21 protein-coding genes are annotated in these 25,715 nt (G+C 34.0%); 7 read left to right on the forward strand and 14 right to left on the reverse strand.

The window, feature by feature from the left end; translation table 11 throughout:
- Positions 1-34: 34 nt before the first annotated feature.
- From CLU81_RS22900 to CLU81_RS22910, 3 genes are all read left to right on the forward strand, one after another.
- Entirely contained in the window at positions 35-1,156 is a 1,122-nt protein-coding gene (locus tag CLU81_RS22900) for a TolC family protein (RefSeq protein ID WP_233209750.1), read from the forward strand.
- Position 1,157: 1 nt separating this feature from the next.
- A complete protein-coding gene (locus CLU81_RS22905) occupies positions 1,158-2,423 on the forward strand; it encodes an efflux RND transporter periplasmic adaptor subunit (protein WP_099711938.1) in 1,266 nt (421 codons plus the stop codon).
- A 256-nt stretch (positions 2,424-2,679) separates the two neighbouring features.
- Complete coding sequence (locus tag CLU81_RS22910) at positions 2,680-4,686, forward strand: heavy metal translocating P-type ATPase (protein ID WP_099711939.1); 2,007 nt, start codon at positions 2,680-2,682, stop codon at positions 4,684-4,686.
- 52 nt (positions 4,687-4,738) lie between these two features.
- Here CLU81_RS22910 and CLU81_RS22915 read toward each other — a convergent pair whose 3' ends face one another.
- Complete coding sequence (locus CLU81_RS22915) at positions 4,739-5,389, reverse strand: GNAT family N-acetyltransferase (protein WP_099711940.1); 651 nt, start codon at positions 5,387-5,389, stop codon at positions 4,739-4,741.
- A 209-nt stretch (positions 5,390-5,598) separates the two neighbouring features.
- Here CLU81_RS22915 and CLU81_RS22920 point away from each other — a divergent pair, with 209 nt between their 5' ends.
- Positions 5,599-6,675 carry a BamA/TamA family outer membrane protein gene (locus tag CLU81_RS22920; RefSeq protein WP_099711941.1) on the forward strand — a complete coding sequence of 359 codons (1,077 nt, stop codon included), beginning with the start codon at positions 5,599-5,601 and terminating at the stop codon, positions 6,673-6,675.
- Positions 6,676-7,079: 404 nt separating this feature from the next.
- Here the strand turns inward: CLU81_RS22920 and CLU81_RS22925 are convergent, their stop codons facing one another.
- The 4 genes from CLU81_RS22925 to CLU81_RS22940 all read right to left on the reverse strand — a co-directional run bounded on the left by CLU81_RS22925 (position 7,080) and on the right by CLU81_RS22940 (position 11,685).
- Entirely contained in the window at positions 7,080-7,481 is a 402-nt protein-coding gene (locus tag CLU81_RS22925) for a tautomerase family protein (protein ID WP_099711942.1), read from the reverse strand.
- A 113-nt stretch (positions 7,482-7,594) separates the two neighbouring features.
- Positions 7,595-9,166: an arylsulfatase gene (locus tag CLU81_RS22930; RefSeq protein WP_099711943.1), complete on the reverse strand. Its 1,572-nt coding sequence runs from the start codon at positions 9,164-9,166 to the stop codon at positions 7,595-7,597.
- Between the two features lie 190 nt (positions 9,167-9,356).
- On the reverse strand, positions 9,357-10,007 hold the full coding sequence (locus CLU81_RS22935) for a VOC family protein (RefSeq protein ID WP_099711944.1): 651 nt from the start codon (positions 10,005-10,007) through the stop codon (positions 9,357-9,359).
- 217 nt (positions 10,008-10,224) lie between these two features.
- Positions 10,225-11,685 (reverse strand): sulfatase, encoded by a 1,461-nt coding sequence (locus CLU81_RS22940; RefSeq protein WP_099711945.1) that lies wholly within the window; start codon positions 11,683-11,685, stop codon positions 10,225-10,227.
- Between the two features lie 196 nt (positions 11,686-11,881).
- Between CLU81_RS22940 and CLU81_RS22945 the strand changes: the two genes are divergently transcribed.
- From CLU81_RS22945 to CLU81_RS22955, 3 genes are all read left to right on the forward strand, one after another.
- Positions 11,882-12,607, forward strand: a complete 726-nt coding sequence (locus CLU81_RS22945) for a hypothetical protein (protein ID WP_099711946.1) — start codon at positions 11,882-11,884, stop codon at positions 12,605-12,607.
- Between the two features lie 82 nt (positions 12,608-12,689).
- Entirely contained in the window at positions 12,690-13,580 is an 891-nt protein-coding gene (locus CLU81_RS22950) for a serine hydrolase (protein WP_099711947.1), read from the forward strand.
- A gap of 78 nt (positions 13,581-13,658) precedes the next feature.
- Positions 13,659-14,135: a hypothetical protein gene (locus tag CLU81_RS22955; protein WP_099711948.1), complete on the forward strand. Its 477-nt coding sequence runs from the start codon at positions 13,659-13,661 to the stop codon at positions 14,133-14,135.
- A 93-nt stretch (positions 14,136-14,228) separates the two neighbouring features.
- Here CLU81_RS22955 and CLU81_RS22960 read toward each other — a convergent pair whose 3' ends face one another.
- The 9 genes from CLU81_RS22960 to CLU81_RS23000 all read right to left on the reverse strand — a co-directional run bounded on the left by CLU81_RS22960 (position 14,229) and on the right by CLU81_RS23000 (position 25,550).
- Positions 14,229-14,642, reverse strand: a complete 414-nt coding sequence (locus CLU81_RS22960) for an arsenate reductase ArsC (protein WP_369804821.1) — start codon at positions 14,640-14,642, stop codon at positions 14,229-14,231.
- Positions 14,643-15,182: 540 nt separating this feature from the next.
- Positions 15,183-15,656 carry a DUF6428 family protein gene (locus tag CLU81_RS22965; RefSeq protein WP_099711950.1) on the reverse strand — a complete coding sequence of 158 codons (474 nt, stop codon included), beginning with the start codon at positions 15,654-15,656 and terminating at the stop codon, positions 15,183-15,185.
- Positions 15,657-15,715: 59 nt separating this feature from the next.
- Positions 15,716-16,042, reverse strand: coding sequence for a helix-turn-helix transcriptional regulator (locus tag CLU81_RS22970; protein WP_099711951.1), 327 nt, complete (start codon positions 16,040-16,042; stop codon positions 15,716-15,718).
- A gap of 175 nt (positions 16,043-16,217) precedes the next feature.
- A complete protein-coding gene (locus tag CLU81_RS22975; RefSeq protein ID WP_099711952.1) occupies positions 16,218-17,366 on the reverse strand; it encodes a cytochrome-c peroxidase in 1,149 nt (382 codons plus the stop codon).
- An 85-nt stretch (positions 17,367-17,451) separates the two neighbouring features.
- A complete protein-coding gene (locus CLU81_RS22980; protein WP_099711953.1) occupies positions 17,452-18,945 on the reverse strand; it encodes a hypothetical protein in 1,494 nt (497 codons plus the stop codon).
- Positions 18,932-20,410, reverse strand: coding sequence for a RagB/SusD family nutrient uptake outer membrane protein (locus tag CLU81_RS22985; RefSeq protein WP_233209751.1), 1,479 nt, complete (start codon positions 20,408-20,410; stop codon positions 18,932-18,934). The genes CLU81_RS22980 and CLU81_RS22985 overlap by 14 nt, the downstream gene beginning before the upstream one ends.
- 4 nt (positions 20,411-20,414) lie before the next feature.
- The gene (locus CLU81_RS22990; RefSeq protein ID WP_099711954.1) at positions 20,415-23,768 is read right to left on the reverse strand and encodes a SusC/RagA family TonB-linked outer membrane protein; all 3,354 of its coding nucleotides are present in this window, start codon (positions 23,766-23,768) and stop codon (positions 20,415-20,417) included.
- 2 nt (positions 23,769-23,770) lie between these two features.
- A complete protein-coding gene (locus tag CLU81_RS22995) occupies positions 23,771-24,883 on the reverse strand; it encodes a FecR family protein (RefSeq protein WP_099711955.1) in 1,113 nt (370 codons plus the stop codon).
- Between the two features lie 67 nt (positions 24,884-24,950).
- On the reverse strand, positions 24,951-25,550 hold the full coding sequence (locus CLU81_RS23000) for an RNA polymerase sigma-70 factor (RefSeq protein WP_099711956.1): 600 nt from the start codon (positions 25,548-25,550) through the stop codon (positions 24,951-24,953).
- Between the last annotated feature and the right edge of the window lie 165 nt (positions 25,551-25,715).

Consider the following 25,715-nt stretch of genomic DNA (forward strand, 5'->3'; position numbering starts at 1 on the left):
CGCAATGTTATCGCAAGCACAAGAAAAAATTAGCTTGGAAAAAGCAATAGAACTTGCCAAATTAAACAACATCGAGTTAAAAATTGCTGATAAAGAAATAGAAAGACAAACAGTTCTAAAAAAGACAGCATTTCAGCCGGAACCGCTTCAGGTACAATATCAAGGCGGACAATTTAATAGTGCCGATTTTGATCATAATGTTTCCATTCAGCAGTTTTTTCCGATAGGGAATATTACAAAAGCGAATAGACAATTGCAGGAAGAACTGGTAAAACTGGCGGAAAAACGAAAAGCTTTGTCTTCTTACGAATTAGAAAAAGCAGTTACGTTGGCGTATTATCAGTATTTGTATGGAGTTTCGATTCAGAAATTGAACTCGGAATTAAATGATATTTATACCAAATTTCTAAAGAATGCTGAACTTCGATTTCAAACCGGAGAAAGCGGAAACATTGAAGTTATTAGCGCTAAAGCGAAAGTAAAAGAAATCGAAACGCAAAAAGAACAATTAGAATATGATTTGGCGATTTACCAAAAACAGTTGCAGTTTTTTGTTGAAACGGATCAAAATATTGTTCCGGATGAAAACACAGCTTTGCAATATTCGATTGTAAAAGAAGAAGGAAATTTGAAAGTCGAAGGTTTAATGACGGATTATTATCAGCAACAAATTTCGGTATATCAAAAAGAAGCGAATACGTATAAAGCAATGCGAACGCCTAAATTAGGTTTGGGTTATTTTGCGCAAACCATTAATACCGAATCTTTGTTTCAGGGTTTTACGGCTGGATTGCAAATTCCGTTGTTTGGAGGTGTAAATACTGCAAAGGCGCAGGCTTCGGCGATAAGTATTTCGCAATCGCAATTGGCTTTAGATAAAAATAAATTAGCGCTGAATCTGCAAAAGCAAGAATTAGAAAACAACTTCAAAAAGCAGCAAAAAGCATTAGATTATTATCAAAAAGAAGGATCGCAATATGCCGATCAAATCATAAGTACGGCGCAAAAGAGTTATGCCAATGGCGATTTGAGTTATTGGTCGTACATCAGTTTTTTAAATCAGGCAATTGATATTAAAAAACAATATACAGAGGCGACTCATAATTATAATCAAAGCGCTATTGAACTTCAATTCCCAACCATCAAAAACAATTAAAATGAAAAATATAGTTAAAAACTTAACCGCAAAGAGCGCAATGGATTTTTCGCAAAGTTCGCAAAGTTTAATTTCCTTGCGTGCATTGTGCTTTTTCCTTGCGTGCCTTGCGGTTATATTCTTTGCATCTTGTAATGAAAAGAAAACCGAAGAAGCTCCTGAAGAAGAGAAATCGCAAACAGAAGTCGCTCTAAACGAATCTCAATATAAAACCGTTGGAATCGAAACCGGAATTGTCGAAAACAGAAACCTGAACAAAATTATAAAAGCAAACGGTTATACAACGGTTCCGCCGCAAAATTCTGCCGAAGTTTCGACTTTGATAGGAGGAACTGTAAAAGATATTTTTGTTCTGGAAGGCACTTTTGTGAACAAGGGCAAAGTTTTGGCTACGATTCAGAATCTTGAAGTAATCGAAATGCAGGAAGATTATCATTCGGCTACAGCCAATATCGAATATTTGCAATTAGAATACAATCGTCAGAAAACGTTGAGCGACGAGAATGTGAATCCGAGGAAAGTTTTTCAGGAAGTAAAATCAAAACTGGCAGCAGAAAGAGCGAGAGCACAAGCAGCAAAAAACAAATTAGACGCTTTGCATGTGAGCACAAAAGGCAGTACTTCGTTAGTGCCAATCGTAGCGCCAATAAGTGGTTATGTGGGAAATATAAAAATTGCAAAAGGAGCGTTCGCACAAAGCGGAGTAACATTGTTTGAAGTCGTTGATAATACACAGATGCATCTTGATTTGAATGTTTATGAGAAAGATTTAGGTTCGATTTCGGTTGGACAAGTTATTGATTTTGTGCTGACAAATCAGTCGAATAAATCTATTAAAGGAAAGATATTCGGAATCAATAAATCTTTTTCTAATGAAAGTAAAACCGTTGCTGTTCACGCCAAAATTGATCCGGCAGATGCCAAAGGATTAATTCCGGGAATGTATGTTTCGGCAAATATCAATATTACAAATACGACGGTTCCGGCTTTACCAAAAGATGCGGTTGTTCGAAATGCAGATAAATATTTTGTGTTTGTTCAGGAAGAAGATCACGAAGAGAAACACGAGGAAAAGGCAACAGAAAAGGGAACAGCGCATGAAAAAGAAATCCACTTTAAAGCAATTGAAGTGATTCCGGGCACAACAGATCTTGGTTTTACAGAGGTAAAGTTTGTGGACAAAATTGCGCCTGAAGCTAAAATTGTTACAAAAGGTGCGTTCTATTTATTATCGGCATTGAAGGGCGGAGGAGAACATGAGCACTAGAAGAGTTTCAGGTTTTTCTTTGTTTCAGGTTTCAAGTTGGTTTAACCGCTAAGTTCGCTAAGATTTACGCAAGGTTCGCAAGTTTTGAACCTTGAACCTGAAACTTGAAACAATATTTTTAATTTCAGTACATATAATATTTAAAAAAACTTTGCGACTTAGCGTCTTTGCGAGATTAAAATAGTCTAACATAAAAACATTTGAGACAAAATCCGTAAATTTAGAAGCTATTTAGATAAAACTTGAAACCCATTTTATGGAACATATACATACAGAAGAAAAAATAATAAAAAAGAAACCGAAACAATCTACTTGCTGTTGTTCACATGACGAACCCGTTCACTCTGAAAATGACGGACATGATCACGGAGACGGACACGATCATGAACATAATGCGGATAGCGGTTTATTCCGAATGTTTTTGCCAGCGATAATCTCATTTGTTTTATTGCTTATTGGGATTGGCTTAGACAATTATTTTCCGCAAAGCTGGTTTACAGGTTATGTTAGAATTGCTTGGTACGTAATCGCCTATTTACCAGTTGGAGTTCCTGTTTTGAGAGAAGCGTATGAAAGCATTATGAAAGGTGATGTTTTCTCGGAATTTTTCCTGATGTGCATCGCAACGATTGGTGCTTTTGCAATTGGAGAATTTCCCGAAGGAGTTGCCGTAATGTTGTTTTATACCATTGGAGAAAACTTTCAGGGATTGGCAGTTAGCCGGGCAAAATCAAATATCAAAAGCTTATTAGATCAACGTCCGGATGAGGTAAATATTTTAGAAAATAATGTTGCTACAAAAGTCAAAGCTGCCGATGCAAAAATAGGATCGATTATTCAGCTTAAAGCTGGAGAAAAACTAGGATTAGATGGCAAATTATTATCAGATACAGCTTCGTTTAATACGGCGGCACTTACCGGAGAAAGTAAACCTGATACTAAGGTAAAAGGAGAAACTGTTCTGGCGGGAATGATTAACGGAAACACGATTGCGCTGGTAAAAGTAACAACGGCTTATAACGATAGTAAACTTTCTAAGATCTTAGAAATGGTACAAAATGCCACGACTAAAAAAGCGCCAGCCGAGTTATTTATTAGAAAATTTGCGAAGATTTATACACCAATTGTCGTTTATTTGGCGATTGCAATATGTGTATTACCATGGCTTTTTGTAGATAATTACGTCTTTAGCGATTGGTTGTACAGAGCTTTGGTTTTCCTGGTAATTTCATGTCCATGTGCTTTGGTTATTAGTATTCCGTTGGGTTATTTTGGCGGAATTGGCGCTGCGAGTAAAAACGGAATCCTGTTTAAAGGAAGTAATTTTCTCGATAGTATATCAACGATTCAGAATGTTGTGATGGACAAAACCGGGACAATGACCGAAGGCGTTTTTAAAGTTCAGGAAGTTATTATTGCCGAGGAATTCGATAAAGAAGAAATCTTAAAATTTGTCAATGTTCTCGAAAGCCAAAGTACACATCCTGTGGCAACGGCGATTCATAATCATGTTGGAAAAATTGATGCTTCGATCGAATTGAAAAATGTCGAAGAAATCTCTGGACATGGATTAAAAGCTGAAATTAACGGGAAAGAATTGCATGTTGGGAATTTCAAATTATTGGATAAATTCAATATTAAATATGATATTGATCCAAATTCAGTTGTTTATACGACGATTGCAATTGCATACGATAAAAAATTTGCAGGATATTTGACCATCGCAGACGAAATTAAAGAAGATGCACAAGAAGCTGTAAATAAATTAAAAGCTTTGGGCGTTAAAGTAACAATGCTAAGTGGCGATAAAACCAATGTGGTACAGTTTGTTGCCAATAAATTAGGCATTACAAATGCGTTTGGAGATTTACTTCCGGAAGGTAAAGTCGATAAACTAAACGAGATAAAAGCAAAAAACGAAACTGTAGCTTTTGTTGGCGATGGTGTAAATGATGCGCCCGTTATCGCTTTAAGCACCGTTGGAATTGCAATGGGAGGATTAGGAAGTGACGCCACAATCGAAACCGCCGATGTTGTAATTCAGGACGATAAACCAAGTAAAATTCCAATGGCAATCAATATTGGAAAACAAACCAAAAAGATTGTCTGGCAGAATATTACACTTGCTTTTGTTGTAAAAGCTTTTGTATTAATTCTTGGCGCCGGAGGATTAGCCACAATGTGGGAAGCTGTTTTTGCCGATGTTGGCGTAGCATTATTAGCGATATTAAACGCGGTAAGAATACAGAAAATGAAGTTTTAATATAAAAAGAAACCGTTTCAGAGTAAAATTTGAAACGGTTTTTTATTTCTTTTTAATTATTATCAGGAATTACAATCGAAGTGTAAAGAGAATACACTTCCCAACCTAAAGACTGGTACAATGATTTGCCTTCTTCGGTTGCAACCAAAAAATTATTATGAATGTTATTTGCTAAAGCAATATTCTCCAATTCTTTCATAAGTAAAGTAGCGAGCCCCATCCTTTTATGTTGAGGTTCGGTTGAAATTCGATCATAAACTGCTAAATCATCAACAAGAACAACGCGTCCTGTTGAGGCTAATTGACCTTCTTTAGTAACAATTCGGACAAGATAAGTAGTGTTATATTGTTCAAATTCTAAGGTATAATTATCGTTTAAACTGCGGTTTAAAATATTCATTGGATGAAAACAAGTCATCATATAACCTTGAGGCTGAATAATCCATTTATCAGAGATTCTGTTTTTTAATTCATCAGCAGAAGCGCAAACTTTTAGAAAAATCCAAGGCTGATTTATAGATTCTGACAATTCAATAAAATCATCATTAAGTTGAGGAAAAACATATCGTCTTTTTTGATTTTCATAGCCAACTTCGGCCACAAATCCTGATTTGTATTTGTCAGGCAAAGGTAAATTTCTTGATAATGTCCAAGCTGTAAGCCATTTTTCGACAATACTAAAAGGAATGTTTTCTTGAGTCATAATACTAAAAGCAGAATTGTAAATGTAAAGAAATAATACAGAGATTGTAAAAATTACTTTTTCAGATCATCCTGTTTTTCGAACAATTTTAGATTTAAAAACTTGTAAAGATGGTTGCATTTTAGAATATGAAACACAAGATCAATTAAATTAAAGAATTGTTTTTCAGTGAAGTATTAGCTTTGTTTTTATACCTCAAAAACAAAAATATGAAGAAAGTACTTTTCCTTGCAATACTATTATTCTTAAGTTGTTCGGCGGCGTGGACACAAACAAAAATTTCGGATAGTACCAAAACAGCCAAGGCAAAAAATAAGAACATTGATTTTAATGTGATGCCTTATCTTAACTACAATCGTACTCTTGATTTTATGTTTGGAGCGATCCCAATGATGATGTACAAATTAAACAAAACAGATACTATTTCGCCTAAATCGCTATCGGGAATTTCGGCAGTGTATACGACCAATAAATCTTATTTTATAGCTTCATTCAATAAATGGTATATCAATGAAGATCGCTGGCGCGCGCAATTTTTCGTGGCAACAGGCAACCAAAACGCGCAGTATTATGTGGATGATATTGATACTCCGGATTTTTATAATTACGGAACCAAAACTACGATGGTCAACTTTAGTCTACAGCGCAAAGTGGTAAAAGCTTTGTATGCAGGACTTGGTTATGCCTATGCGCATTATGACACAAAATACGAAGACGATGTCCAGCCAACTTCGATAACACATACAAATGGTTTGCAGTTACTAACGATGTACGATACACGCGATGCCGTTTATTATCCTACCAAAGGTGATAAAATCAAATTGCGATGGTTAAGTTATCCCGAATGGTTTGGAAATGATGTTAGTGCGAATAAAATACTATCAGAATTTAATAAATATTTTCCAATGCGAAATGGTGTCGATGTTCTTGCAGCTCGTTTTTCGGGTAAATTCGGATTAGGGAATATTGCTTTCGAACAGCAAGTAACCATCGGAAATGAAGATATCAGAGGATATTCTGAAGGGAAATACCGTGGCGACGGACTTATGGATTTACAAGCAGAATATCGATATAATTTTGGTAAAAAAATGGGACTTGTCGGGTTTGCAGGTGTTGCTACGATTTATGGTTCTGATACCGAGAATTTCAATTGGAAATTATATCCCGGAGCCGGAGCCGGTTTTCGCTACAGAGCTTTTAAAACTGAAAAATTTAATGTTGGACTTGACGCCGCTGTCGGAAAAGGAGATTGGGGACTTTATTTCCGAATTGGCGAAGCTTTTTAGAAAATCTATAACATTATAAAATACCTGTTGAACGTAATGTTTTAACACAAAGAAACATAGTTTTTGTTTTTTTAAAAGGAGTTTCACTTATTTAAATGCATTCTAACGCTTCGGGCAATGTCGTTAAATTTAAGCTTTTAGAAAATAAATTAATCTCGCAAAGGCGCTAAGACGCGAAGTTTAAATACAATGTTGTCATTTCGACGGATGAGAAATCTTCGCAAGTAACTCCGTAACGAGAATCCAATCTTTGTCGAGCTTCTCGCGAAGATTTCTCCTCCGTCGAAATGACAAAATCTTTGCGATTTTGTGTCTTTGCGAGGGATTTATTCACCATATCTAAATGTGTTTAATTTTTTATACGCCAAGCGAAACAAACGGATGAATTATATTCTGCCAAAAAATTATAAATTCATTAAATGTGCAGAGATTTGAATTTCTCCATTTCCAAAAGACCAATTTTCAAGACCATTATTTTCTAATAAAACAATAATGACATTGTTGATCTGGATTTCTGTTGAGGTCGAAATTTTGGTTGCAATCTGATGGTATAATTTCTTCTTTTGTTCGCGGGTTCTGCCTTGTCCGGCTGTTATTTGAACATATACAATTGAATCAGAATGTGAAACACCAAGATAACTTTCAGGATATTTTATTTGATGAGGTTCTAATTCTTCAATTACATGAAAATAATCATCTTTCGGAATATGAAATTCTTCGACTAAAGCCTGATGAACAGATTCTGAAATATTGTTTTTAGTTTCCAGCGAAAGTATCTTAGGAAGGCTGATTCGTACAAATGGCATTTGGATTTTTATTTAAGGTTGAAATATAAAGATAAATCTTCTTTTTTAAAGAGTAATAAAATTTAAAAGAAAACCCCGAAAATTTCTTTCGGGGTTTATATTTTATTAGAAAATTATCTTTCTATCTGTGGTTTCGGCAGTTTTGCAATTACATCATCTATTGAGAATGTTGCCGGAGCCTGACGTGGCGGAAACTTACGGTAGGTTTCCAGATATGCTGCGACTTTTGATACTGCCGGCAAAATTAGAAATGCACGATCCATCATCCATTTTTCATATCCAATAGAACCATCTACAGAATATTCGAAAGGATCTGCTAATAAGTCAATTATAAACGGTCCTCTTAGTTTTAGCATTGGGTCACGCCATATTTCCATTCCTTTGGCATATTGAGCGGCAAAAGTATATTTAAAACGGTCATCACGATATGCAACTAAATTTCCATCATCATCAAAATAAACAAAATCATGACGATTACTTCCGCTTTCACCTTTTAGATACGACAATTGATTGTAACCATCTAAGTGAACTTTGAAGTTTTTGCTTCCTTCCTGCACACCATTTTGAGCACTTTGTACTAAATTTTGATCACCTCCTGCCGCAGCGACTAAAGTTGGTAACCAATCTTCTGCCGAAAATAATCCGGTTAAATTACTTCCCGGTTTGATAACTCCCGGCCAGCGAACCACAGCGGGAGCACGATAAGCGCCTTCCCAGTTGGTATCTTTTTCTGAGCGAAATGGAGAAGAACCTCCGTCAGGCCATTGATTTTTCATCGCACCATTATCAGTAGACCAGATTACAATCGTATTGTCGGCAATTTTAAGATCGTCTAATAGTTTTAAAAGTTCGCCAACCATTGCATCGTGTTCAACCATTCCGTCAGCTTGAGTTCCAAGACCTGTTTTTCCTAAAGAAGAAGGTTTTAAATGGGTGAAAACGTGCATTCTGGTACTGTTAAACCAAGTGAAGGAAGGTTTTCCTGCCTTAGCTGATTTGGTGATAAAATCTTTGGCTGCAGCCAAAAATTCTTCGTCTACAGTTTCCATTCTTTTTTTAGTCAAAGGTCCTGTATCTTCTATTTTTCCGCCTGCAGTTGCTCTTAAAACACCACGAGGTCCAAATGCTTTTTTGAATTCTGCTCCTTTTGGATAATCAGCATTTTCCGGTTCTTCTTCAGCATTTAAGTGATAGAGATTCCCGAAAAACTCATCAAATCCATGTTCGGTTGGTAAGTATTTGTCCTGATCTCCAAGGTGATTTTTACCAAATTGTCCGCATACATAACCTAGTGGTTTCAGGAATTCGGCAATTGTTGGATCTTCTTTTTGTAAACCAACGGGAGATCCCGGAAGTCCAACTTTTGTCAAACCGGTACGATAAGGAGATTGTCCTGTAATAAGTGCAGCACGACCGGCAGTACAGCTTTGCTGTGCATAATATTGAATAAAAACAGCTCCTTCATTACCAATTTTGTCGATATTGGGAGTTGTAAAGCCCATTAAACCACGGCTGTAAGCGCTTACGTTTGTAACTCCCACATCATCACCAAAAATAATTAGAATGTTAGGTTTTGATTTGTTTTTTTGAGCTACAATATTTGTAGAAATTCCGAATAACAATAAAATAAGTAAGGACAATTTCATCGTTATTTCAATCCTGTTTAATTTTTTTGATGAATTCATGAAAATTGTTTTTAAGGGGTTCTATTTGTGTTAGGGACTAAGTTCTTGATTAGGTAAGAATTAGTACACGTAAAGTTATTTATTTTTAAGGTTTGGTTTTTAAGGTATTATGTTTCAAATTATAAATTGAAACATAAAAAAAGCCCAATTCATAAGAATTGGGCTTGGTGTTTTTTTTGAAATTTTAGCATTAGAAAGATAATTCTATAGAATCGCTATTATTTTCAATCCTGACTTTTGTTTTATTTCTTTGAGAAGGCGTTTGCGTTGGATACCAATTGCGATAAGGTTTTACAATGATAAGCAAGCCTTCGTCGTCTCCAATTGCAGCAAAATTTTCGCTATTAAAATTTTTAGCAAAAAAAGAAAGACCATAATCTTCTATTAATTGTGTTCCTAATTCTATTGGATTTTCATCGACAATACCAATTTCGCTAATGTTTAATATTGATTTATAACTGAAATCTTTTATCTGTGAATTATCAAGATCATGTCTGGCAATAAACTCTAATAAATTGCCATTGTTATCATAAAAATAAACTGCATTTGCATTCCAGGTTTCAAAATTTGCAATTACACGTTTATCTTCAATAACTACTAAATCAATTTTGTCGTTACACCATTTTATTGCTTCCTCAAGTTTGTTCTCCGGAATATTGAAAGCAAAATGATACATAGAATTAAAATCAGGGTTTTCCACAAATTTCAAGATTGAATTTCCTGCTTTAATGGTAACAGATTTTGATGTTTTTTCTATGATTGGCAATTCGAGAATATCTCTATAAAATGCAACAGTTTCCGGAATATTGTTGGTTTGAATTTGAATATGTTCTAACTTCATAATAATAGTATTTTATGTTGAGGCAAAAAACTTCTTTTCGTTTCAAACAAATTTAAAAAACGGTTATAGAATTCTGAATACGCTACGATTTTATACTTCAATGAAAGAATAAGAAATTATTATGAGAAAGGAATCTATTATTCGAAAAGGAGAGTTTTATCAATAAAAAAAGCCAATTCATATGAACTGACTTTGGTTATTAACTGAATTATGGTCTTTAAAAAGTGGCAGGATTTCTAAGATTCTTCCCAATTTTATTATTCAAATCATCGCCCAAATCTTCTCGGGCAGTTTCTGCAATTTTTTGTATTTGCTGTACAATTTCAGGATATAATAATTGCACATCACGAGCTTCTCCGGGATCATGAGACAAATCATAAAGCGCTAGAGGAACTTGCATTGTTGCACCTTCGCCACGAAGTCCGTCTTTGCCTTGCAGTTTTTGATTGTAAGTTGTTGATTTATGCGGAAAAACTAATTTCCAGTGTTTATATCGAATTGCTTCAAGATTATTGCTTCCAACTCCAAAATAATAATAAAAAGTATCTCTAGGTCCGGTTGCTGTTTTTCCGGTAAGAAGCGGTAAAAAGTTTAAACCGTCAATTTGTTTTTCCGGCAAAGAAGCTCCAGTAATAGCCGCAATAGTTGGCAGTAAATCCATATTAGTCATTAGGGAACTATTTACGGTTCCGGCTTTTATTTTTTCGGGCCAACGAATTAAAAAAGGAACCCTCGTGCCGCCTTCCCAAGTAGTGGATTTTCCTTCTCTAAATCCTCCCGACGAACCTGCATTATCTCCAAATATCAACCACGGACCGTTATCGCTGGTTATAATTAGTACCGTATTTTTGGCAATTCCTTCGTTATCCAGTGTTCTTAATATTTCGCCAATTGACCAATCGAGTTCCATAATTACATCGCCAAAAAGTCCTAAATCGCTTTTGCCTTTAAACTTGTCTGAAACCGCGAGTGGGGCATGAGGCAAAGGATGTGTCAGGTATAAAAAGAAAGGATTTTTTTTGTTCTTTTTTATAAAACCAACTGCTTTTTCTGTAAAAAGTGTAGTCAAAGCCGAAGCATCTTTGATATTTTTAATAGTATCAATAATAGTCGTATTACTTATTAACGGAAGAGGAGGAAAGCCCGATCGCATATCTTTCGCATCTGTTACTTTTGAGTAACCATCATAATCAATTGGCCAGACGTCATGCGAATACGGAATACCAAAAAATTCATCAAAACCATAATTTGTAGGCCAATATGGAAGTTGGTTTCCTAAATGCCATTTGCCATAATTAGCGGTTTTATATCCTGCTTTTTTCAAAAGTGTTGCAATAGTTTCTTCATTTGGATTTAGCGCACGTTTGGCTCCGGGAAGCAACACGCCGGACATACCAATACGATTGGGATAACATCCTGTTAATAAAGCAGCTCTCGATGCGGTACAAATGGCTTGTCCGGCATTAAAATTAGTAAAACGCATTCCTTCCTGCGCAATCTCATTAAAATGCGGAGTCGCAATTCCCGTCATTCCATAAGGTTCCGTATCGCCGTAACCCATATCGTCCATGTTGATAATGATGATATTGGGTTTTGAATTTTGTGTTTTATTTTGAGCACTAATATTCAGGATAATGGTAAAAAAGAATAGGATTATCAAAACGAAACCTCTTTTCATAATTGATGGTTTTTGAGATAGTAAATAGTAGTTTGGCTTTTATTTAGTCAAATACAAATATATTCAAAAGTCAAAACTTAAATTGTTTTATAAAAGCATAGAACGAAGGTTTTATGTTAGAAAAGAAAGAGCTTTTTAATTTTTATTAATAGTAATACTAATAATTAATTTTTAGTATGTTTGAAAGAAAAAACGGATGAATGAATATCTAAAGAATTATTATAATATTATAAAAGAGAACATAACTATGTTTGCTATTGTGCCAACAATATTAGGCGGAATATGGCAATTATGGATGTTAGGTTCTATTTCATCAAATATGATTCGTTTTTTCTCGATTTCGCAGTTGATTTCTGATGGTTTGCTTGTTTTAGGTTTTTTCGTTTTTCCAGTTTCAATTGTTTTTCAAACTATTAAAAATAGGAGGAAAACTGAAAAGGTGAAAACAGAACCGACAAGTAAATTTGTAGATGTTTATGTCGCTTTTATTGTTTTAACAATTGTGCTGGTGATTATTACGGTTTTACTTCTTGTTTGGATCATTAGTGACATTCGAGAGATTATACAATTAAAAGAGCTTAACTCTTTATGGAAGCTTTTATTTCTTTTAAACGTATTAACGGTTTTGGTTTATACCTATTTCGGGAAGTTTATTGAAAGAAGACTAACTTTTGGTTTATTTGTAGCTATTGTGTTAATAATGAATATGATAATTACCTTGAGATGTTTTTCTAAAGTTTCAAAAGATGTTTCAGGTATAGAAAACATTCAGGTTTTGCTTGATGATATTGAGAAAAAGGATTGTTATTCTAAAGCTCCTGAAATCTTATATTTTAATGACAAATACATTTTTATTGCTTTACAGAAGAAAAACAAACAAAGCATTTTGATTAAAAAGTTTGATGCTCTATTTGAAGAATAAACGTTATCTGAATTAAAAAAAGTTTCAATAACTGTCACAAAAACAAAAAAGTAGGGTCTATTATACTTGAAAACCATTTACTATGACAAAACTATTTATTTCGCTTACCGCAATATTATCTTTTTCGTTTTTAACGGCGCAAGAACAGACAAAGACAGCAAAGGAATTAAATACTAAGATTGATCAATATTTAACTGAAGTTACAACCAAGTATAATATGCCTGGAATTGCTGTTGCGGTAATTAAAAATGGCAAAATCATTCACCGAAATAACTACGGAAAAGCAAATATTGAATTTGATGTTCCAGTATCTGACAAATCTATTTTTAGAATTTATTCTTTGACAAAAACGATTATTGTTACAGGAGTTTTTCAATTAATTGAGCAAAATAAACTGGCATTAGAAGATCCTATTTCAAAATATCTTCCTGATTTACCAGCAACATGGAATTCAGTTCAAGTAAAACATTTAGTTTCACATTCATCAGGACTTCCTGATATTGTAAATTACGAACAATTGCCGGAAAATGAAGCTAAAGCAAAAGTATTTGTCGATGCTATTCAATTTGAGAAAGGCGAAAAATACGAGTACAATCAAACTAATTTTTGGCTGCTTCAAAAAATTATAGAAACCATAAGCAAACAAAATATTGAAACGTTTATAATTGAAAATCAGTTTGGAAGTCAAGCGGATAATAAAGATGTTTTTTTCTCTACAGATTCACGAGATATTTTTGCAAACAGAGTTACACCTTACAATAATTTTTCGGGAGGTAAAATGCAAATCGGACTTTCTAATAACGGAAGTTACCTAAATAGCTGCAATGGTATAAATATTACTATGGATGAGTTTATAAAATGGGATAGTAAATTCAACCAAAATAAACTCATTAATGAGAAAACTAAAAACACAATGTGGACTTTATTTCCGTTCACAAAAACAGATTATAAATTTACTTTAGGTTGGGATTAACGCAATATAAACGGACACATTTCATATGGTTTTTCGGGAGGAAGAAGAGTTGCGTACAGAAATTTCCCCAAAGACAATTTGAGTATTATATTCCTGGCAAACGGAATTGGAAGCGATGCAAATGTCGAAGATATAATCAATCATATTGCTAATTTTGTGGATAATGATATCATAGATTATGGTTTTGTGGCGTATGAAACTTTAATGAAAAGTGCGCAGGAAAACGTTTCAGGTTTAAAAAATACTTTTGCTGCTTTGAAAAAAGATCCAAAATATGCCAATGTCAATTTAGAAGAACATCTTAACAGAATTGGATATGTACTTTTATATCATGATCAAAAAGTGCCCGAAGCAGTTTCGGTTTTTAGTTTGAATGCCAAAGAATATCCTAAATCAAGTAATGTTTACGATAGTTTAGCAGAAGCTTATGAAGTAAATAAGGATATAAAAAATGCTTTACTGAGTTATACAAAAGCAGCAGAATTAAATACTGACGCAGATTATCGCGCCAGAATCAGCAAGAAAATAACAGAGTTAAAACAATTGCTTAAATAAAACGAAAACTCAAATTCAGAACTCAGTTCTAAAATAAAAAAAGCCTATTTCCAAGATCCGAAAATAGGCTTTTAAATTTTAATTCAACAGCAATTAAGAAATTTGTAATGCGCTGCAATATTCTTTAATCATTTGTCTAACACGTCTGAATTCGTTTAAAATTTCTTCTTCAGTTCCTGTCGCTTTTGCAGGATCAGGGAAGTTTTGATGTAGTTTTTTGGCTTTTGTTGGCAAAAACGGACAGCGTTCTTTGGCATTATCACAAACGGTAATTACGATATCAAAATCAATATTTTCATATTCATCAACGTGATTTGATGTGTGATTTGATATATCAATTCCATCTTCTTTCATTGTTGTAATCGCTCTTGGATTTACACCGTGTGTTTCAACTCCGGCGCTGTAAACTTCGGCTTTATCATCAAAAAAATGCCTTAAATAAGCTTCGGCAATTTGACTTCTGCAACTATTTCCGGTGCAAAGTACGAGAATCTTCTTTTTCATAATTTTAGACTAATAACCAAATGATATTGATAATGCAAAACTTTGGCTCAAAGCCAAAAATAAGCTGCAACACAATAACAGATGTGGTGATGATAATTGGTTTTTTGTATTTAATTAATAGATCGAACATATTCAAATCAAAATTTCGAAGATTTTTTTTATGCCTTTTGGCACAAAATATTGGTTAAAAAAAAATCGGAAATGTATCTAGCGTGCCGTAGGTACGCAATGGTCATCGTTTTGTTGCGTACCTACGGCACGCTGTTACTTTTTTAATCTAAATTGCTACCAATATATAGTGCCTAAAGGCACATTTCAATTTTTGTTTTGAATATGTTTCGCTCAAAATTTTGAAGGTTTTTTTGTGCCTTTAGGTACAACAGATTGGTAAAAAAAAAATCGGAAATGTATCTAGCGTGCCGTAGGTACGCAATGGTCATCGTTTTGTTGCGTACCTACGGCACGCTATTACGTTTTTAACCTAAATTGCTACCAATATATAGTGCCTAAAGGCACATTTTAATTCTTGATTTGCACATATTATTAACAACAACCCGAATCTGGTGAACAAGAATTTGCTGAGTCACTATGCAATTGAGTCAAACTTATTTTTTGCTTTTGCGAAGGAATTCCGCATGCATCTTGCGCTAAACAAGCTGTAGTTTTACTTTTCAGAATAAAATTTTTGCCATTGAATTCTAGGTCATATCTGCCAATTGTTTCGCTTTGATATTCAACTTCAATCTCTAGATCTTCGATGTTTAATTTTTCTTCAGAAAGAGTAATGATGTTCAAAAGTTTAGTTGGTTTTAAACGATGTTCAAAATCATCTGCATTCCAAAGTTGAAAGTTTACTGCTTTTTCATGACGAATTACACCGCCACAATCAATAAAGTTTTTTGAGATCATTCCAACTTCTGTAACATGGAAATGTTCTGGAACAAAAGTCCCGTTTTCTAATTGAAATTCTACGTTTTCAAGTGTCGGAAGTATACGTTTAATGTCTGATAGTTTCATTGTTTTTTTGTTTTATAGTTATAATGCAATATTACGATATAGGTAATTAAAAAAATGCTTTAGCAACATTTCTGATCTTTGGTGACAGCAATAATATTCGAAAAGTAAGTTTTTAAAACATCAAAAGTTTCCTCGTTGATGCAATAACAAATCGCATTTCCCTCGATATTTCCTTTTATAAGCCCGGCATTTTTAAGTTCTTTAAGATGTTGAGAAACGGTAGGTTGCGCAAGTGGCAATTCGTTTACAATATCACCACAAATACATTCGTTTACCTTCAAAAGATATTCAATAATGGCGATTCTTGCGGGATGTCCTAATGCTTTGGCAATAGTTGCAATTTGGTTTTGCTTATCTGTAAAATGTTCTGTTTTAGTCGCTCCCATAGCTTTTATTTTTATATTGCAATATTACGATATAGTTTTTGAAATACAAATATTTTAGACAGTAATTTTTATTCGGAAATAATTTAGTTGTGAATAAAAAGTAAAAAAGCCCATTTCAAATTAATGAAACGGGCTTTGCAGGTTTGAAATTTTATGGGGCAAATTACAAACTAAATTATTTCGGTAAAGTTGGAATTATAATTCTTCGGGTTGGTGTACTCAAAGTTTCTATAAAAGCCAAAAGATCATTAATTTCTTCTTTGTTTAAATCCAGTTTTTTAAGCATCGGATCTGCTTTTGGAATCAAAGAATCGCGTTCTGTACCCAGATATTTTTTCTGAACAGGCGAGGGATTTCCCAAATTGTATAATTCAACAACATCCAATAAAGACGGAAAATGTCCGTGATGCATCCATGGTTTTGTATTTACGACTTCACGTAGTGTTGGCGTTCTGAATTTCCCAATATCTGCTTTGTTTTTGGTAACATTATAACGTCCGAAATCTTCATTTTTTGTTCCAAATAAAGTTTGTCCGTCATTATGAAATTGATTGTCACTAAAATAAGGTGTATTATGACAATTGATGCATTGCGCTTTGGTTCTGAACAAATGCAAACCTTTTACTTGTGAATCTGTATAAGCATCAGATTTTCCGCTAACAAACTGATCAAATTTACTTTTAGGACTATTTATTGATCTTTCAAAAGTTGCGATGGCATATTGTATGCGTTGCAAGGATACTTCTTTATTTCCAAAAGCAGCCTCAAAAAGAGCGTTATAGCCTTTAATTTTTGCAATTTTATCAACGGCAATTGTTAGTTTTTCGTTCATTTCAAGAGGATCTCCAATCGGAAATTGTGCCTGATCTTCTAAACTTTTTGCACGTCCGTCCCAAAATAAAGATGTGGCATACGCCGAATTTAAAATCGTCATCGAATTTCGTTTTCCCGTTTGGCGATCATGACCAAAAGAACGCGTTAAATTATCTGTCCAGCCCAATTCCGGATTATGACAGGAAGCGCACGCAATTTGTCCGCTTGTAGATAACCTCGGATCAAAAAACAATATTTTACCCAGACTTTCTTTTTCCTTAGAATACGGATTATATTCAGGATAAGGCACAGTAGGAAGCACTCCAATATCACGGAATGTTTTTTTGTCTACATTTTTATCCAATTCAGCCTTTGGCCAAATGGATGGATCTCCACTTGAATATAATTTTCGTAATTCCTGAACATCGATATAATCCGGTTGATCAATGCTTTTGTAAGCCGTTAAACTTAACAGGAATAAAAGAGGGATTATCGTTTTTTTCAATTTCATTTTTGTTTTTTTAGACGTAAACCTTTGTCAAAGTTTTAAACTTTGACAAAGGTGATTTGCGTTTGACTGCGACTGAAAACTTAAATTACGGTAAAGTAACTTCCTTAGGACAAGACTCGTTTAAAGGTGCTAATTTTGGGTATGTTTTATTGTTATACATTCTATATTGACATGAAACAGTTCCTCCAAAAAGTAACTCGTTTGTTAGTTTTAATTCAAAAGAAATCTCAAACAAACCGGCGCTTATTTCTTTATAAGTTCCTTCTCCTGAAATCTCGATAACATGACCGGGTTTATCTTTTCCGTCGGGACCTTTTCCGCTTGGTGCAATTGTTATCGATTGCGGATTTACAAGCACGCTCCCGTTGGTTTTACTAGTTCCGTTTTCTGGGAAAAATTCAAGCGCTGATGTGATATTAAGTCCCGGAGAATTTGCTCCATTTACATTTTCGTTTGTAAACCATCTTTTTAAGTTAAAGGAATTTGTAGTCGAATTTCCTGTAACTACGTTAAATCCTATTTTAAAAGCATCGTGATAGATATCATCATTTGTATTGCTTGTACCGTTATCACTATATAATATGGCATTTTCTGAATCTTTTGCTACAACAACCGGAAACGTAAAGGCATTATAAGATTGCCAACCGCAAGTACCGCTTTTATCAAACCAGTTTTCGCCATAAGTCAGGTAAAATTTATTCGATAAATCGTAGAATTTAGAAGCCGGATTAGTTTGTATATCTCGCGGTGATTTGATTGGTTTTATGATTTGTAAAACGGTATTTCCGGCTGCAATATAATTGGTGGAATTAATCAGTGTAATTTTGGTTTCAAACCTGACATCGTCGTTTTGTATGTCTTCCAAAAGTGTCAAATGATAGGTAACAGAACTTCTGTTATCACCAAATTCGTCATGACTTAATGCGTATTCAAAACCATTTACAAATTTAAAAATAGATTGATTTTCAATTTCCGATGGAATAAATCCGTTAGGGAAATTTACTTTAAAATCGACTTTTTCGCCAGCAATTCCTTTTATGGTAATTTGTTTGTCAGGAATGGTATAAGTTGTACTTATTTCTGCCAAATTAATGGTAAAAGTATTGTTTGGTGCTGCTGTATTCAGGTTTCCAATATGAATTGCAGGATCAGAAGTATTTTCTAATTTTAGGGTTATAGCTTGTTTGTCTTTCCATCTTTTATCAAACGAAAGATAAATAGTATCTGTCAGTTTATTGCCTTCAAATAATAATTGATTTTCCGGTTCTACGCTAAAAGTATTGACATCTCCGGATGTTACGGCGCTAAAATTGACTGTAACAGGCGATTTTAATGTTGTTGAAGTTAGCGTTACCGGAACTTTTAATTTTTTAACTGATTTATTGTCATACGTTGTTGCTGGCGCCAATGTGGTACTTACAGCAGGATATTCGAGCGGAACTCCTGCAGCAGTTGCCAGAAAATTGAAGCGTACAAAAGGTTCAACATTTTTAGAATCTAACCTGTAATCGTCCTTAGAACAAGATGCAAATAAGGCAACAACAATGCTTAATACGGATATAATTTTAGTATGATTCATTTTGTTTCAAGTTTGGATTAAGGTTAATGTTGTAGCGCGGTATTGGCATTATATATTTTGGCGACGGGTAGGTAAGCGAGCAGTTAAGCGAAATACAACCGTCATTGCGTGAAATGTCTTTTTTGTTTCTGGCAATGTCAAAAAGTAAATGACCTTCAAAACACAATTCTTTTCTTCTTTCGATAAATAAAAGCTCTTCGAGGTTGTTTGTATCGGTCAATAAAGTGGCATTAGATCTTGCTCTTATTGTATTAATATCTGCTTTTGCCTTCTCCGGATTGTTAAGTTTTAATGCAGCTTCGGCACGAATTAAATATTGTTCACTTAATCTAAAGGCAACATATCCGGGGTTTCCCTGAAATTTTTTGGTAAAATAATACTTCTTGTTTTCGAATTGCAAATTGACAAGAGTTGGAATTGTTTTTTCCAGAAATAATTGTTTTCTGATATCATTACTTTCGTATAAATCCAATAAATCCTGAGAGGCAGCATAATCGCCATAAACAGTTGCAGAAGTATATCCGAAAGGAACAGATAATGATCCGCTGGCAGTTCCGTCAGTAGTTTTGGGAATCGTAAATTCAAGTAAAATTTCAGAAACTGGCAAATCTGGTTGTTCCCATTGTGCGATATAATCAGCTGAATTCACTAAGCTTACGCGTGAGTTTAAAATAATATCATTCGAAGTTTCGTAGGCGTTTTTCCAATCTTTTTTAGACAAATAAACCCTTGCCAATAATGCTTTTGCACTTGTTTTATTAAAATAAGAATAAGCAGGACCAGTCAAAAGCGAAGCGTCAGCATATAGATTTAAAGCCTTTGTAATATCATCGATTATCAAAGTATAAGTATTGGCAACGGTTTCTCTCGCCGGATAGGTAAGACCTTGTACCAATGAAGCTTTGTTGTAAACGATTCCTAAATGCGATGCGTCATCTGTATAACTGTAATTTTGGCTGTAAACTTCGCTTAATAAAAAATGAGAATACGCTCTAACAGTCAAGGCTTCGGCTTTTATTTGATTTTTTTCAGCTTCAGTAGCATCCGGCAATGCATCGACAAATTCTAAAATCAAATTTGATTGATTGATAGTGCTGTAACTATTGCTGTAAAAAGACGAAAAATTAGAATTATCAGATTGATCTTCAAAAGAATAAAGGTTTGTAATAGGCGACGGAATACTAATTAAACCTAGTGAACTGGCTGTCGTTGAAGGTGTAAATTTTAAATTTCCGCCCTGAACATCCGCATAAACAGGAAAAACACCTCCACGTACATTAGCTTCAAGACCACGATACATACCATTTACTGCTTGTAACATACCTTGTTTGTTTTTTAGCTGTTCTGTAATCGAAATTTGTGTACCAGGTTCTTGCTCCAGAAAATCACTACAGCCTTGCAAGGAACAAAGTAAGGTGAAAAGCAGTGCAAATTTAAACGCTGTTCTATTTTTAAAATATTTCATCTTTTTAAAATTTAGTATTAATTCCGCAGGAGATTGTTCTGGCTTGCGGATAAGTGTAATTAAATTCTCTGATACCATTCATTCCCGCCGGACTTTTTTCTTTGTACCAATACAATGCATTCGAAACATCTGCAAAAAGGGTCAAAGTATCCAGAAAAGTATTTTTTAGCGGAACATTATAACTCAGGTTTATATTGCTGATTTTGATATAAGTAGCGTCATAAACATATTTACTCATATTAGGTAATAATGTATTGTTACTAGGCGCAGGCTGCGAAACAACATCGCCCTGATTTCTCCAGTAATCGTATGCATTTACAGACATATTTCGGTTTGAAGTCGTTCTGGGTTTTGAGATCATTTCATCCGAAATTAATTTATCGCCACCCCATTGAAAAGCGCCTGTTACAGATAATGTAATATTGTTTAGCGTAAAACGATTGCTAAAACCTCCAAAAGCCTTGGGTTGTGTATCACCAATTGGTTCCCAATCAGCATTGGTAAACAATCTGTTGTAAGTCGCGGCATCATAAACTTGTCCATTTTTTTTAACCAAATCTCTTCCTGTTGCGGGATCAACGCCCACCCAGTTTATACCCCAGATAGTTGAAGTACTGTAACCAATTTTTTGAGCAAGAGCAATATTAGCCAATGAATAATCGCTTCCTAAACCTACCAAATCCGTTACTTTATTATCTACCGTCGAGATATTAAAAGAAGAAGTCCATTTGAATTTTCCTTTTTGAAACCATTTGATTCTTGTCGTAAATTCAAAACCTTTATTGTACATATCTGCCGCATTTAATTGCACAGAACTATAACCGGTTTCGGTTGGAATATCGCGTGCAACAATCAAATCAGATAAACTATCATAATAATATTCTAATGAAAGTTCGATTGTATTGAATACATTAAAATCGATTCCGGTATTGAATTTTACATTTTTCTCCCAGCTTAAATTTCCGTTAGGAGAAACGCTTGATGATGCACTTGTATCGCCATTATAACCATTTTGCAAAACAGTATAAAGACCTTTTGATCGATAAGAACCTATGCGCGAATTACCGGTTGAACCATAACTTATTTTCAATTTTAAGAAATCAATCCACGAATTTGATTTTAAGAAATCTTCGTTGCTCGCAATCCAAGCTAAACCTGCACCGCTATTGTAAGCAACATTTGTATCGTCGCCAAAAACAGAACTTTCGTCACGTCTGAAATTGACTAAAGCATAATATTTTTTCTTGTAATTGTAGTTGATCTGCGAGAATAAAGAAACTCTTGAATTATAATTAATGTCAGATCCGTGAACCTGTCTCGTTTTACTTTCATCTACCAAAGGAGTTGCAGGATTATCATCTTGCATCGCATCTTCAACGCGATTAATTACGTTAGGATTTACAAATCCTGAAGCCGATGAATAATCAAAATTGGCCTTTTCTTCAGAAAGTTCAAAACCTACAACGCCGTCTATCGCATTGTTTTTATTGATTTCTTTATTAAATAACATTTGTCCCTGCCAGTTCCATTTGGTAGCATTTCGGTTATTTATAAGGCGTCTTCCCCAATTGGGATATGTTTTTTCGTTCAAGACGAAAGTTCCATTGTTTTGTCCGCTTTCATTTTCTCCCGAAAAATAGCGATCCTGAACTTTATCGATATAATCCAGACCAAATAAAGTCCCGAATTTTATATTTTTATTTAATTCATAACCTAAATTCAAACTTCCTAAAATTCCACGGCTTTCCGTTTCATTCTTATTTTGTTCAATTGCTGCCAAAGGATTTCCACCGGTATTTCCTCCCGATACACCAAGATTTGAGTAAGTTTCGTCTTGATTATAAGGCGAAATTGTTGGCAAATAAGCAAAATCATAATAAATATTAGGAGCATCTTTTTTGATATAACTAGGATTTAATGACAAATTAATATCCCATTTTGAATGTCTATATCCTAAATTAATTCCTCCGTTAAGCTGTTTTGTAGTATTGCCTAATTGCGGTTCATCGATATTTAGATAAGTGATTGTGCTTCGATACGAGAAATCCGATGTAGCTCCGGAAACACTAAAATTATATTTATTATAAATCCCGCTTTGGTTCAATAATCCAAACCAATCCGTGTTGATTCCATTATAAGGAACCGGAACATAATCTGTAGAACTATTTTTTAAATAATCATTTCGCAAGTCCGTATATTGCGCGCCATTCAAATATTTAATTTGATTAATAGCCGATGAAACTCCAAGTTGGTTCGAAAATCCAAATTGAACTTTCCCTTTTTTACCCTTTTTTGTCGTAATCAAAATCACACCATTTGCACCATCAGCACCATAAATTCCAACAGCAGCGGCATCTTTTAAAACCGTAAAATCTTCAATATTATCAGGCGAAATCATCGCTAACGGATTCGATAATCCCTCAGATAATCTTCCTCCGTTAAAATATTCATTATCAATACCAGCTTGTTCACTCATAATTACGCCATCAACAATAATCAAAGGCTGAGTAGAAGTGCCTAAAATAGAGTTAGATAAAGATTTTAAAGTTCCCTGACCACGAATATTAATTTTAACCGGACCACCAATTCCGGAAACATTTTCGACCAAAACCCCGGCAATTTGCCCTTCGACCATTTTATCAATACTTTCTGAGGCTTGTTGTACCGGAATATCTTTAGTGTTTAAGCTCGAAATACTTCCAACAACTTCTTCTTTAAGTTTTTTAGTTCCGTAAGAAGACGTAATAACAACCTGATTTAGTTCATCTGTAAATTCTTCCAGATAAAATGTAAATTCTTTTTTATTATCTGCCTTAATAGCTTGAGATTCCATTCCTAAAAAGCCAGCTTCAAGCACCATATTATTGATGTTATTTCCTTTTAACTGATAAACAAATTTTCCGTTAAAATCAGTTATAGCGCCCATTCCAGTACCTTTTATACGTATTGTTGCTCCGGCAAGCGGTTGTTTTTCTTTGGCACTATAAACGATTCCGCTAATAAATCTTTCCTTTTCATCAGGATTTGAAGAAGTTGGAGCAGGAGCAGAGTTCGTTAACAAAACCTGCTTTTTCTGTATGTAAAAAGAGATGTTTTTACCAGTAAATAATTGCGTTAAAACAACTTCTAAAGACGCATTTTGAACATTAATATCCGCGAGTTGATCGGCATCAATTTTTCTTGCATTATAAATGATTCTAAAATCAGTTTGATCTTCAATTGATTTGATAATGAAACTAATAGGTTTATTTTTTAGCTGTAATGTTATGCCTTTATTTTGAGAAAAACCTTTAAAACTGGATATGAGAAGCGCTAGGAAAAATAGAATTTTCCTGAAATTTGGTATCGTAAAAGTCATGTTTATTTAGTTATGGAAGGATTGGTAATAGTAATAGTATTTTCTTCGATCGAATAATTAAATGGCGTGTCACGTTTTAGAAGTTCTAAAATGTTTTCGACACTTGATTCACTAATTTTAATCGTACCGGTAAAATTCTGTTTGGCCAAAACAGTATTTTCGTTGATGATTTCGACATCGTAAGTACGTTGAATTATTTTAGCGATCGTTGAAAATGGAGTATCTTTAAAAGCAAGTTCGCCCTTTGTCCATGCCGAATAAAAACTTGGATCAACTGCTTTTGTTGTAATTTTTTTAGCGTTATTTTGCCAGGTTGCCATTTGATTTGGTACAAGTAAAACCAAATTTTCTTTGTTCTCAACCTCGTACATCTTAATACTTCCTTCGATCAAAGTACTATTAACCGTTGGGTTTTCAGGATATGCACTGATATTAAATTTTGTTCCAAGAACTTCAATATCAACCTTATTAGCGTTTACAATAAACGGATGCTGTTTGTCTTTTGCAACTTCAAAAAAAGCTTCACCGGTTAAGAATACATTTCTTTTACCGTTGATACCAAATTGTTCCGGATAACGAAAAGTTGTCCCGGAATTTAAACTCACAATCGTTCCGTCAGAAAGCGTAAGTTTAAAGCGTTTTCCGTATGGAACTTTAAGCGTATTATAAACCACTTTCTGATCCTGAACTTTTCCGAAGTAAATAATATGGTTTGGAAATTTCTTTGCGATCAAACTTCCTTTGTCGTTTATAACTTGAGTTTGATTACTTTTTGTGATGATTTCAGAAGTTCCATCCGCTAATTCTAAAACAATTTCTTTTGATGATTTTGTTTTTTGACTAAAGTCGAAAGCCAGTTTTCCTAATCCGAATAAAACTAAAAATACTGCAGCATATTTTAAATACTGAACTGCATTATTCTTTGGTTTCATCGAAATTACCGAAACCGATTCAGTTGTAATTGTATCCGAAAGAGATGTTAAAGCCCAAGTTTTCTTTAAAGATATAAAGTGCTTTTTGTTTTCTTCAGAAGCATCAATCCAATCAAAAAGAGATTGAACTTCTTGTTCTGAAGCTTCATTAGAAAGATATTTATAAATAAGTTCCGATGTCATTATTTTGGTTTTAAACTTCTGGTTATAGTAAGTACACTTCAGAAATAAAATACCCTACCTTTTATTTTTAATTATTACAAATAAGGATAAAAATTAAGAATAAATAATCCGATAATTTGGTTTTTAAAATCTTCAAAGCCTTTGTCATGTGGGCTTCAACGGCTTTTAGCGATACTTGCATTTCTTCGGCTATTTCTGCATTTTTTTTATTCTCGAAACGCTTTTTTATAAAAACTTCTCTGGTTTTTGGCGGAAGATCGCTTATTGATTCCTGAATTAAACGTTCTAATTCCGTTAATTCTAAAGTATCAAATTGTACCGAATTTAAGATTTCGATATCCAATTCACGTTCTTTCTGATTTAAAACTTCACTTTTAAATTTATCCTTTACTTTATTATGGCGAATCATGTTCAGACATTTCGATTTTGCATAAGTGTACAAGAAAGATTGTATTCCGTTTATCGATTCTACAGTTTCTCTGCTTTGCCATAAATGCAAAAAAGCTTCTTGCGCGAGATTTTCGGCTTCATCTTTATCGTAAATAAATTGAACACTAAAAGCGGTAATTCGACGGAAGTATTTGTCGTAGAAATAAGTGAAAGCAGTTTCGTCTCCTTCTTTGAAAGATTCAAAAAGATTTAATTCGAAACTGTTATTAATGTTCATCAAACGAAATTTACTTTGGAAAAGCAATATCGGTAAATTTAGAAAACTACCAGAATTTGCCAAGAAAGCGGCAAATATAAAAGTTTATTTATATTAATTCTAAATAAAATTTAAATAAAGATTGTTTGAAAAAATATTAGTCAGAATAAGAAGAAAAAATCTTAG

Source organism: Flavobacterium sp. 9 (assembly GCF_002754195.1).
In the GTDB taxonomy this organism is placed as follows: domain Bacteria; phylum Bacteroidota; class Bacteroidia; order Flavobacteriales; family Flavobacteriaceae; genus Flavobacterium.

Bases quoted from the DNA above. Each gene is read 5' to 3' on its own strand.
- CLU81_RS22985 (WP_233209751.1), bottom strand. From the start codon at position 20,410: ATGAAATATTTTAAAAATAGAACAGCGTTTAAATTTGCACTGCTTTTC.
- CLU81_RS23000 (WP_099711956.1), bottom strand. From the start codon at position 25,550: ATGAACATTAATAACAGTTTCGAATTAAATCTTTTTGAATCTTTCAAA.
- CLU81_RS22975 (WP_099711952.1), bottom strand. From the start codon at position 17,366: ATGAAATTGAAAAAAACGATAATCCCTCTTTTATTCCTGTTAAGTTTA.
- CLU81_RS22935 (WP_099711944.1), bottom strand. From the start codon at position 10,007: ATGAAGTTAGAACATATTCAAATTCAAACCAACAATATTCCGGAAACT.
- CLU81_RS22920 (WP_099711941.1), top strand. From the start codon at position 5,599: ATGAAGAAAGTACTTTTCCTTGCAATACTATTATTCTTAAGTTGTTCG.
- CLU81_RS22940 (WP_099711945.1), bottom strand. From the start codon at position 11,685: ATGAAAAGAGGTTTCGTTTTGATAATCCTATTCTTTTTTACCATTATC.
- CLU81_RS22930 (WP_099711943.1), bottom strand. From the start codon at position 9,166: ATGAATTCATCAAAAAAATTAAACAGGATTGAAATAACGATGAAATTG.
- CLU81_RS22965 (WP_099711950.1), bottom strand. From the start codon at position 15,656: ATGAAACTATCAGACATTAAACGTATACTTCCGACACTTGAAAACGTA.
- CLU81_RS22925 (WP_099711942.1), bottom strand. From the start codon at position 7,481: ATGCCATTTGTACGAATCAGCCTTCCTAAGATACTTTCGCTGGAAACT.
- CLU81_RS22915 (WP_099711940.1), bottom strand. From the start codon at position 5,389: ATGACTCAAGAAAACATTCCTTTTAGTATTGTCGAAAAATGGCTTACA.
- CLU81_RS22950 (WP_099711947.1), top strand. From the start codon at position 12,690: ATGACAAAACTATTTATTTCGCTTACCGCAATATTATCTTTTTCGTTT.
- CLU81_RS22905 (WP_099711938.1), top strand. From the start codon at position 1,158: ATGAAAAATATAGTTAAAAACTTAACCGCAAAGAGCGCAATGGATTTT.
- CLU81_RS22945 (WP_099711946.1), top strand. From the start codon at position 11,882: ATGAATGAATATCTAAAGAATTATTATAATATTATAAAAGAGAACATA.
- CLU81_RS22980 (WP_099711953.1), bottom strand. From the start codon at position 18,945: ATGAATCATACTAAAATTATATCCGTATTAAGCATTGTTGTTGCCTTA.
- CLU81_RS22995 (WP_099711955.1), bottom strand. From the start codon at position 24,883: ATGACATCGGAACTTATTTATAAATATCTTTCTAATGAAGCTTCAGAA.
- CLU81_RS22970 (WP_099711951.1), bottom strand. From the start codon at position 16,042: ATGGGAGCGACTAAAACAGAACATTTTACAGATAAGCAAAACCAAATT.
- CLU81_RS22990 (WP_099711954.1), bottom strand. From the start codon at position 23,768: ATGACTTTTACGATACCAAATTTCAGGAAAATTCTATTTTTCCTAGCG.
- CLU81_RS22910 (WP_099711939.1), top strand. From the start codon at position 2,680: ATGGAACATATACATACAGAAGAAAAAATAATAAAAAAGAAACCGAAA.